Origin of the sequence: Gilliamella sp. Pra-s60 (genome assembly GCF_009795755.1) — a bacterium.
In the GTDB taxonomy this organism is placed as follows: Bacteria; Pseudomonadota; Gammaproteobacteria; order Enterobacterales; family Orbaceae; genus Gilliamella.
Window position 1 is genome coordinate 1 of record NZ_WTFA01000063.1, and the last position, 297, is coordinate 297.

At 41.4% G+C, this 297-nt stretch carries 1 tRNA gene; it reads right to left on the reverse strand.

Annotated features, from left to right (window positions below):
- Positions 1 to 129: 129 nt before the first annotated feature.
- Positions 130 to 205, reverse strand: a tRNA-Glu gene (locus GQ596_RS11010).
- Positions 206 to 297 lie beyond the last annotated feature (92 nt).

Genomic DNA, 297 nt, shown 5'->3' on the forward strand with positions numbered 1-297 from the left:
GCAAAAACGAGAACTCGTTTCTTTCAGCTTGTTCCTAATTGTTAAAGAGCTTTATCTTTCTATTTACTCATCATCAACTAATAAGCAAATACAAACATAATCAGTCAGAAATAATTTCATCACATTTTATGGCGTCCCCTAGGGGATTCGAACCCCTGTTACCGCCGTGAAAGGGCGATGTCCTAGGCCTCTAGACGAAGGGGACTTAATTATTTCTTCTAAACAAACAATCTGTGTGAACACTTACGAGCACTTCGTAAGGAGGTGATCCAACCGCAGGTTCCCCTACGGTTACCT